This window comes from Shinella sp. BE166 (assembly GCF_051201095.1).
Classification (GTDB): Bacteria; Pseudomonadota; Alphaproteobacteria; order Rhizobiales; family Rhizobiaceae; genus Shinella; species Shinella lacus.
In genome coordinates this window covers 89,366-97,763 of record NZ_JBPEHL010000021.1, presented here as the reverse complement: position 1 = coordinate 97,763, position 8,398 = coordinate 89,366, and the positions used below count along the sequence as shown (strand labels likewise).

Sequence of the window (8,398 nt, the reverse complement as noted above, 5' to 3'; positions counted from 1 at the left end):
ACCGAGGAGCCGTCCGGCCGCAAGGCAGGCGTCAAGGTCAAGAGCGTCGCGGAACTCGTCGACAAGCTGAAAAACGAAGCCGGCGTGCTGTAAGGAAACCCGTGAGGCCCGCCTGCAAACGGCGTGGCACTGCGCTTCCGGTGCTCACGTACTGATGTACGCTGCGCGCCGGTTCTCGCGCCCCACCGTTTTCGGCAGGGCCTGACGGGTTTCGGGACCGAACCATTTTCCAAAGGACATCATCATGGCCATTCTTCTTCTGGCAGATCACGACAACGCCCACCTTTCCGACCAGACGGCCAAGGCGCTGACGGCGGCATCGAAGATCGGTTCCGACGTGCATGTGCTCGTCGCCGGTGCCGGTGCCAAGGCTGCAGCCGAACAGGCGGCAAAGCTCTCGGGCGTGACCAAGGTGCTCGTCGCCGAGGATCAGACCCTCGCCAACAATCTCGCAGAACCGCTTGCAGCGCTCATCGTGTCGCTTGCCGGCAGCTATGAGGCGATCGTCTCTGCCGCCACCTCCGTCGGCAAGAACGTTCTGCCGCGTGTTGCAGCGCTGCTCGATGTCGCGCAGGTCTCGGAAATCATCGAGGTCGTCTCTGCCGATACGTTCAAGCGTCCGATCTATGCGGGCAATGCCATCCAGACGGTCCAGTCCACCGACGCCAGGAAGGTGATCACGGTGCGCACGGCATCCTTCGCCGCAGCAGGTGAAGGCGGCAGCGCATCGATCGAGAGCGTCTCGGCCGCAGCGAACCCCGGCCTCTCGACCCACGTCAAGGACGCGCTGTCCTCGTCGGATCGTCCGGAGCTGACGTCTGCGAAGATCATTATCTCGGGCGGGCGGGCACTTGGCTCGTCGGAAAAGTTCCAGGAGGTGATTCTTCCGGTTGCCGACAAGCTCGGCGCGGCCGTCGGTGCCTCCCGTGCGGCGGTCGATGCGGGCTATGCGCCGAACGACTGGCAGGTGGGTCAGACGGGCAAGGTTGTCGCGCCGCAGCTCTACATCGCCTGCGGCATTTCCGGGGCCATCCAGCATCTGGCCGGCATGAAGGACTCCAAGGTGATCGTGGCGATCAACAAGGACGAGGAGGCGCCGATCTTCCAGGTCGCCGACTATGGGCTCGTCGCCGATCTCTTCGAGGCGCTGCCGGAGTTGCAGAAGGCGCTCTGAGCCGGCAAGGGCCTGGCTTTGCGACGATGATTTCACTGGAAATATACGTCGCGTCCCTTTATCACTTCACCGGGCCGGCTCGACCGGCCCGGTGTTTTTTTGCCTGCGCCTAGAGGCGCAGACTGTGTGACGAGGCGGTTGGCGCTATGATCAAGAACGTCGGTATTGTGGGTGCGGGCCAGATGGGGTGCGGTATCGCGCATGTCTCGGCCATGGCCGGGTACAAGGTCCATATCTACGACCTGTCGCCGGAGCGCATCGAGGCCGGGCTCGCCACGATCAACGGCAACCTCGCCCGCCAGGTTTCGTCCGGCAAGATGGACGACGAGGAGCGCAAGAAGGCGCTCGCGCTGATCAAGGGGTCTTCCGACATCAACGATCTCTCCGACGCCGACCTCGTCATCGAGGCGGCGACCGAGGACGAGACGGTCAAGCGCAAGATCTACGGCCTGGTCTGTTCCGTGCTGAAGCCGGAAGCGATCCTCGCCACCAACACGTCCTCGCTGTCGATCACCCGCCTTGCCTCGGCCACCGACCGGCCGGAGCGCTTCATGGGCATCCACTTCATGAACCCGGTTCCGGTCATGAAGCTGGTGGAGCTCGTGCGCGGCATCGCGACCGAGGAAGTCACCTTTTCAGCCGCCAAGGAATTCGTCACCAAGCTCGACAAGACGATCACCGTCGCCGAGGATTTCCCGGCCTTCATCGTCAACCGCATCCTGCTGCCGATGATCAACGAGGCGATCTACACGCTCTATGAAGGCGTCGGCTCGGTCGAAGCCATCGACACCGCGATGCGGCTCGGCGCCAACCACCCGATGGGGCCGCTGCAACTGGCCGATTTCATCGGCCTCGACACCTGCCTTTCGATCATGCAGGTGCTGCATGACGGGCTCGCCGACTCGAAATATCGCCCGTGCCCGCTGCTCGTGAAATATGTCGAAGCCGGCTGGCTCGGCCGCAAGTCCGGCCGCGGCTTCTACGACTATCGCGGCGAGGTTCCGATCCCGACGCGCTGAGCGGTGGAGATTCCGCCAAGCCTGCCTTTCAGGGAAAAATGTTTCGCCTGCCGCCCCGGTGGCGACAGGCCCATGTCTCGGATCGCCACCGGCCGGTCGCTATTGTCTGCCCGAATTCAATTTCACATTCGGGGTTTTCCAGATGAAACGTTTGCTCCTTCTCGGCGTGGCTCTCCTCGGCCTCGCCGCGCCGTTTTCCGCGCATGCCGCCGACAAGCTTCTCAATGCTTCCTATGACGTGGCGCGCGAACTCTTCGAGGCGGAGAACGCAGCCTTCATCAAGGAGCATCCCGGCGTCACCATCGACCAGTCGCATGGCGGCACCTCCAAGCAGGCGCGCGCCATCGTCGAGGGCCTCGAAGCCGACGTCGTGACCTTCAACCAGGTGACCGACATCGATTTCCTGGCGAAGAACGGTTTCGTTGCGGAAGGCTGGCAGGCAAAATTCCCGAACAATGCCTCGCCCTTCTACTCCTTCCCGTCCTTCCTGGTTCGCGCCGGCAACCCGAAGAACATCAAGGACTGGTCGGACCTCGCCCGTGACGACGTGAAGGTCATCTTCCCGAACCCGAAGACCTCGGGCAACGCGCGCTACACCTATCTCGCCGCCACCGCCTACGCCAAGGAATCCTTCAAGGACGACCCGGCCAAGGTCGAGGAATTCGTCACCAAGATCTTCGACAACGTGCCGGTCTTCGACACGGGCGGCCGTGCGGCGACGACGACCTTCGTCGAGCGCGAAATCGGCGACGTGATCGTAACCTTCGAGGCCGAGACCAAGGGCATTGCCAAGCAGTACGGTCAGGACAAGTTCGAAAGCGTCGTTCCCTCGGTCTCGCTGCTGTCCGAATTCCCGGTCGCCATCGTTGACAAGGTGGCGGACGCCAAGGGCAGCCGTGATCTTGCCAAGTCCTATCTCGACTTCCTCTATTCGCCGGAAGGTCAGAAGATCGCCGCCGAATTCGGCCACCGCGTCCTTGACGAAAAGGTCGCCGCCGAGTTCAAGGACCAGTTCCCGGAAATCCGCCTCGTGAATGTCGACGACGTCTTCGGCGGCTGGAAGAAGATTTCCGAAGAGCACTTTGCCGAAGGCGGCACGCTGGACAAGATCTACGGCAGCCGCTGATCGTCCAAAGCCATTGTTTTTCCAACAACCGGCGGGCAAAAAGCCCGCCGGTTGTTGGCATGAAAAGCGCGATGCATTCCAGATGGAAACCGCTGCGCACTTTTCCTGGAATTGCTTGAGAAAGGACGCGCGCTTTGAGACGGCGTGTACTGCCCGGATTGCCGCTCGCGCTCGGCATAACCCTCGTCTATGTCGGCATCATCGTCGTGCTGCCGCTGGCCGCGCTCGTCTTCAAGGCGGCGAGCCTCGGGCCGGAAGACTATTGGCGCATCATCTCGTCCGATCGCGCCTTCGCCAGCTACCGCGTCACCGTGCTCTGCGCGCTGGCCGCGACGGTGTTCAACCTGTTTTTCGGTCTGTCGCTCGCCTGGGTGCTGGTGCGCTACCGTTTTCCGGGCCGTCGCCTCGTCGATGCGCTGGTCGACCTGCCCTTCGCGCTGCCGACGGCGGTCGCGGGCATCGCGCTGACCACGCTGTTTGCCACGAACGGCTGGTTCGGCGAGCCACTGTCGCTGCTCGGCATCAAGGTCGCCTATACGCCGCTCGGCATCATCGTCGCGATGAGTTTTACCAGCATCCCCTTCATCGTGCGCACGGTGCAGCCGGTGCTGGAAGAGCTCGACCCGGCGCTGGAAGAGGCGGGGCAGACGCTCGGCGCCAGCGACCTGTCGATCTTCGTCAGCGTCATCCTGCCGCTGCTGACACCAGCGCTGCTCGCCGGCGTATCGCTCTCCTTCGCACGCAGTCTCGGCGAGTTTGGCGCCATCATCTTCATCGCCGGCAACCAGCCGTTCTCGACGGAGATCACGGCGCTGCTCGCCTTCATCCGGCTGGAGGAATATGATTATCCGGCGTCGGCCGCGATAGCCTCCGTCATGCTGCTGACGGCCTTCGTCATGCTCGCAATCACCAACCTCATGCAGGCCCGCGCCCTGCGCTACACGGCAAGGGGCTGACGATGGCGCATAACAGAAAGGGCAAGCCGCCCCGCGTCGGCGACAACAGGATCTTTCGTGGCGTGCTGCTCGGCATCGTGCTCGTGCTCGTCGGGCTGATGATCGTCGCCCCGCTCGTCGTCATCGCGGTCGAGGCCTTTTCCAAGGGCGTCGTCTATTTCGCCGGTTCGATTGCCGATCCCGATACGCGCCACGCCATCATGCTGACGGTCATCACCGCGCTCATCGCCGTGCCGATCAACACGGCCTTCGGGGTGGCGGCGGCTTGGGCGATCACCAAACACGATTTTCGCGGCAAGCGACTGCTGACCGTCATCATCGAGCTGCCCTTCTCGGTCTCGCCGATCGTCGCGGGCGTCTCCTATCTTTTCGTCTATGGCTTGCAGGGCCTGTTCGGTCCGGCGCTGCAATCGATGGAGATCAAGATCCTGTTCGCGCTGCCGGGCATCGTGCTCGCCAGCATGTTCGTGACGGCGCCCTTCGTGGCGCGCGAGCTAATCCCGCTGATGCAGGCGCAGGGCCGCGATCTGGAGGAGGCGGCGACGTCGCTGGGCGCCAGCGGCTGGCGCACCTTCGTCTCCGTGACGCTGCCCAATATCAAATGGGCGCTGCTCTACGGCGTGGTGCTGTGCAATTCGCGCGTCATGGGCGAGTTCGGCGCGGTCTCCGTCGTCTCGGGCAATATTCGCGGCCAGACCAACACGCTGCCGCTGCATATCGAGTTGCTCTATCACGACTATAACGCGGCCGGCTCCTTTGCCGCCGCATCCATCCTCGCCGGCCTCGCCATCGTCACGCTCATCGCCAAGGTGGCGCTGGAGCGGCAGGGTGCCGGCCGCGTGCAGCGTCCGACGGCACTCGCCGGCGCCGACAGCATCATTCCGGAGACAAAACCTTGAAGATCCGCCTCGACAACGTGGTCAAGACGTTCGAGACCTTCCGCGCCGTGCACGGCGTCTCGCTCGATATCGAAAGCGGCGAGCTGGTCGCGCTGCTCGGCCCCTCCGGCTCCGGCAAGACGACCATCCTGCGCATGGTCGCCGGCCTTGAATATGCCGATGGTGGCGCGATCTATTTCGGCGACGAGAACGCCACCGACATTCCCGTGCGAGAGCGCGGCGTCGGCTTCGTCTTCCAGCACTATGCGCTGTTCCCGCATATGACGGTGGGCGAAAACATCGCCTTCGGCATGAAGGTCTCCAGGGTGAAGCGCTCGCCGCAGGCGATTGCCGAGCGGGTCAAGGAACTGCTCGACCTCGTGCAGCTCGGCGGCCTGAAGGATCGTTTTCCGGGCCAGATTTCCGGCGGCCAGCGTCAGCGCGTGGCGCTCGCCCGTGCGCTCGCGGTCGACCCACGCGTGCTGCTGCTCGACGAGCCTTTTGGCGCGCTCGATGCCAATGTGCGCCGGGACCTCCGCCGCTGGCTTCGAAAAATCCATGACGAACTCGGCATCACCACGATCTTCGTCACGCACGACCAGGAAGAGGCGCTCGACCTCGCCGACCGCGTCGTCATCCTCGACAAGGGCAAGATCGTGCAGGAGGGCACGCCGGAGGCCGTCTGCCGCACGCCGGCCAATGCCTTCGTGATGAATTTCCTGGGGGACGCCAACCGGCTCGATGCCGATATCCGCGGCGGCAAGGCCTATGTCGACGATATTGCCTTCGAGGCGGGCGACGTGGCGGATGGCGGCGGGCAGATCCTGTTCCGCCCGGCAGATGTCACCTGGCGCGAGGACGGGCACGGCATTGCCGCAAAGATCCTGCGCGTCATCGACCGGCCGGATTCCCGTCGCGTGCTGGCGATGACCGGCAGTGGCCAGCCGGTCGAATTCGATACGGCGCCGGAATTCCCCCATCGCAAGGGCGAGCAGGGTTTTATCGATATCCGCCGGCCGCGCGTCTACGCGACCGCCTGACGCCTCAGCTTTTCGGCGTCGCCAGCGCGGCGTTGATGAGGGCCTTTGCGTCTTCGCTGTCCCAGGCGGCGGGGCCGTTCATGGCGGAGATCAGGCAGCCCTTCTCGTCCATCAGCAGCGTCACGGGCAGGCCGAAGGCGAGGCCTTCCTTCTTCAGCGTGTTGAAGACGCCCATCGAGGCATCGCGGTAGTAGCCGAGTTCGTTGACGCCGGTCTCCGTGAGGAAGGTTTTCGGCTTCTCGTCGTCGCCGGTGTCGATGTTGATCGCCACTACTTCGAACGTGTCGCTGCCGAGTTCCTTTTCCAGCGCGTTGAGCGCCGGCATTTCCTCGCGGCAGGGCACGCACCATGTCGCCCAGAGATTGACGAGCAGGGTCTTGCCGGCGAAGTCGGCGATCGTCTTCTTCTTGCCGTCGGGACCGTCGAAGATCAGGTCGGGCAGCGGGCGGTGTTCGTCGACCGTGCGCATGGCGGCGACCTGGCCCTTGGAGAAGGGCGTGATCGCTTCGGCCTTGGCGCTGGCGGCGGCGCAGGCGGCGGGATCGGCGGAGGCGACGGTGCCCGCGCCATTGCCAGACAGGCTTTCCTTCACGTATATCGCTGCACCACCGGCGAGAAGTCCGGCCAGTCCCGCGATGGCGATCAGCTTCGTGGCGGGCAGGCCGAATGTCTTCTTCAATGTCATTTCATTCTCCAGGACAGGCACCCATGGCTGACGGCACTTCCGAGACGAAATCCTCGAACCAGATGTGGGGCGGCCGCTTCGCCTCCGGGCCGGATGCGATCATGGAGGAGATAAATGCCTCCATCGGCTTCGACAAGAAGCTTTACGCCCAGGACATCCGCGGCTCAAAGGCGCATGCCGAAATGCTGGCCCATCAGGGTATTATTTCGGCAGACGATAAGGAAAAGATCGTTCACGGTCTCGACACGATCCTGTCAGAGATCGAAAGCGGCCAGTTCGAGTTTTCCCGCCGGCTGGAAGACATCCATATGAATGTCGAGGCGCGCCTCGCAACCCTCATCGGCCCGGTCGCCGGCCGCCTGCACACCGCCCGCTCGCGCAACGACCAGGTGGCGCTCGATTTCCGACTCTGGGTGAAGGAAGAGCTGGAAAAGACCGAAAAGGCGCTGACCGGCCTAATCGCCGCCTTCCTCGACCGTGCGGAAGAACATGCCGACACCGTCATGCCCGGCTTTACCCATCTCCAGACGGCCCAGCCGGTGACCTTCGGCCACCATTGCATGGCCTATGTCGAAATGTTCGGCCGCGACCGCCAGCGCGTGCGCCATGCCATCGAGCATCTCGACGAGAGCCCGATCGGCGCCGCAGCGCTCGCCGGCACCGGCTACGCGATCGACCGCCATATGACGGCCAAGGCGCTCGGCTTCCGCGAGCCGACGCGCAACTCGATCGACACCGTGTCGGACCGCGATTTCGCGCTGGAATTCCTGTCGATCGCCGCGATCGCCGCGGTCCACCTGTCGCGTCTCGCCGAAGAGATCGTCATCTGGTCGACGCCGCAGTTCGGCTTCATCCGCCTGTCGGATGCCTTTTCCACCGGCTCCTCCATCATGCCGCAGAAGAAGAACCCGGACGCCGCCGAGCTGGTGCGCGCCAAGACCGGCCGCATCAACGGCTCGCTGGTAGCACTTCTGACCGTCATGAAGGGCCTGCCGCTGGCCTACTCCAAGGACATGCAGGAAGACAAGGAACAGGTCTTCGACGCTGCCGAGAGCATCGAGCTCGCCATTGCCGCGATGACCGGCATGGTGCGCGACATGACCATCCGCACCGACAGGATGAAGGCGGCGGCCGGCTCCGGCTATTCCACCGCGACGGACCTTGCCGACTGGCTGGTGCGCGAGGCGGGGCTGCCCTTCCGCGATGCCCACCATGTGACGGGCCGCGCCGTGGCGCTGGCCGAGAGCAAGGGCTGCGACCTTGCGGAACTGTCGCTGGAGGATCTGCAGGCTATCCACGCCTCGATCACCGCCGACATTTTCAACGTGCTGACGGTCGAGGCCTCGGTCGCCAGCCGCAAGAGCTATGGCGGCACGGCGCCGTCGGAAGTCAGGAAGCAGATCGCCTGGTGGCGGCAGCGGAACTGATCAGGTTGCTTGCAGGACTCATCAGCAGAATCAGGGTGCACAAGACTTGGCGAATTCGCTAAGGATGGTGCCCACCCGATCACCGGCAATTCC

At 63.9% G+C, this 8,398-nt stretch carries 8 protein-coding genes and 1 pseudogene; 8 read left to right on the top strand and 1 reads right to left on the bottom strand.

Annotated elements, in window-relative coordinates:
* From J2Y63_RS31400 to J2Y63_RS31370, 7 genes and pseudogenes are all read left to right on the top strand, one after another.
* Positions 1-93: pseudogene (locus J2Y63_RS31400) on the top strand (electron transfer flavoprotein subunit beta/FixA family protein); the annotation flags it as partial.
* Positions 94-244: 151 nt separating this feature from the next.
* Positions 245-1,174: an electron transfer flavoprotein subunit alpha/FixB family protein gene (locus J2Y63_RS31395; RefSeq protein WP_435269226.1), complete on the top strand. Its 930-nt coding sequence runs from the start codon at positions 245-247 to the stop codon at positions 1,172-1,174.
* A gap of 146 nt (positions 1,175-1,320) precedes the next feature.
* Complete coding sequence (locus J2Y63_RS31390; protein WP_256121418.1) at positions 1,321-2,193, top strand: 3-hydroxybutyryl-CoA dehydrogenase; 873 nt, start codon at positions 1,321-1,323, stop codon at positions 2,191-2,193.
* Positions 2,194-2,335: 142 nt separating this feature from the next.
* The gene (locus tag J2Y63_RS31385) at positions 2,336-3,319 is read left to right on the top strand and encodes a sulfate ABC transporter substrate-binding protein (RefSeq protein ID WP_435269225.1); all 984 of its coding nucleotides are present in this window, start codon (positions 2,336-2,338) and stop codon (positions 3,317-3,319) included.
* Between the two features lie 134 nt (positions 3,320-3,453).
* On the top strand, positions 3,454-4,275 hold the full coding sequence (cysT, locus tag J2Y63_RS31380) for a sulfate ABC transporter permease subunit CysT (RefSeq protein ID WP_435269224.1): 822 nt from the start codon (positions 3,454-3,456) through the stop codon (positions 4,273-4,275).
* 2 nt (positions 4,276-4,277) lie between these two features.
* Complete coding sequence (gene cysW, locus J2Y63_RS31375) at positions 4,278-5,174, top strand: sulfate ABC transporter permease subunit CysW (protein WP_435269223.1); 897 nt, start codon at positions 4,278-4,280, stop codon at positions 5,172-5,174.
* Positions 5,171-6,193: a sulfate/molybdate ABC transporter ATP-binding protein gene (locus J2Y63_RS31370; protein ID WP_435269222.1), complete on the top strand. Its 1,023-nt coding sequence runs from the start codon at positions 5,171-5,173 to the stop codon at positions 6,191-6,193. Before cysW ends, J2Y63_RS31370 begins: the two co-directional genes overlap by 4 nt.
* A 4-nt stretch (positions 6,194-6,197) precedes the next feature.
* Here J2Y63_RS31370 and tlpA read toward each other — a convergent pair whose 3' ends face one another.
* Positions 6,198-6,878, bottom strand: a complete 681-nt coding sequence (tlpA, locus tag J2Y63_RS31365; RefSeq protein WP_435269221.1) for a thiol:disulfide interchange protein TlpA — start codon at positions 6,876-6,878, stop codon at positions 6,198-6,200.
* A 23-nt stretch (positions 6,879-6,901) separates the two neighbouring features.
* Between tlpA and argH the strand changes: the two genes are divergently transcribed.
* Positions 6,902-8,305 (top strand): argininosuccinate lyase, encoded by a 1,404-nt coding sequence (gene argH, locus J2Y63_RS31360; RefSeq protein ID WP_435269220.1) that lies wholly within the window; start codon positions 6,902-6,904, stop codon positions 8,303-8,305.
* The last annotated feature ends 93 nt before the right edge of the window (positions 8,306-8,398 follow it).

What these genes read in the sequence shown, in the direction of transcription:
- J2Y63_RS31385 (WP_435269225.1), top strand. Translation starts at nt 2,336, where the DNA reads ATGAAACGTTTGCTCCTTCTCGGCGTGGCTCTCCTCGGCCTCGCCGCG.
- cysW (WP_435269223.1), top strand. Translation starts at nt 4,278, where the DNA reads ATGGCGCATAACAGAAAGGGCAAGCCGCCCCGCGTCGGCGACAACAGG.
- argH (WP_435269220.1), top strand. Translation starts at nt 6,902, where the DNA reads ATGGCTGACGGCACTTCCGAGACGAAATCCTCGAACCAGATGTGGGGC.
- J2Y63_RS31395 (WP_435269226.1), top strand. Translation starts at nt 245, where the DNA reads ATGGCCATTCTTCTTCTGGCAGATCACGACAACGCCCACCTTTCCGAC.
- J2Y63_RS31390 (WP_256121418.1), top strand. Translation starts at nt 1,321, where the DNA reads ATGATCAAGAACGTCGGTATTGTGGGTGCGGGCCAGATGGGGTGCGGT.
- tlpA (WP_435269221.1), bottom strand. Translation starts at nt 6,878, where the DNA reads ATGACATTGAAGAAGACATTCGGCCTGCCCGCCACGAAGCTGATCGCC.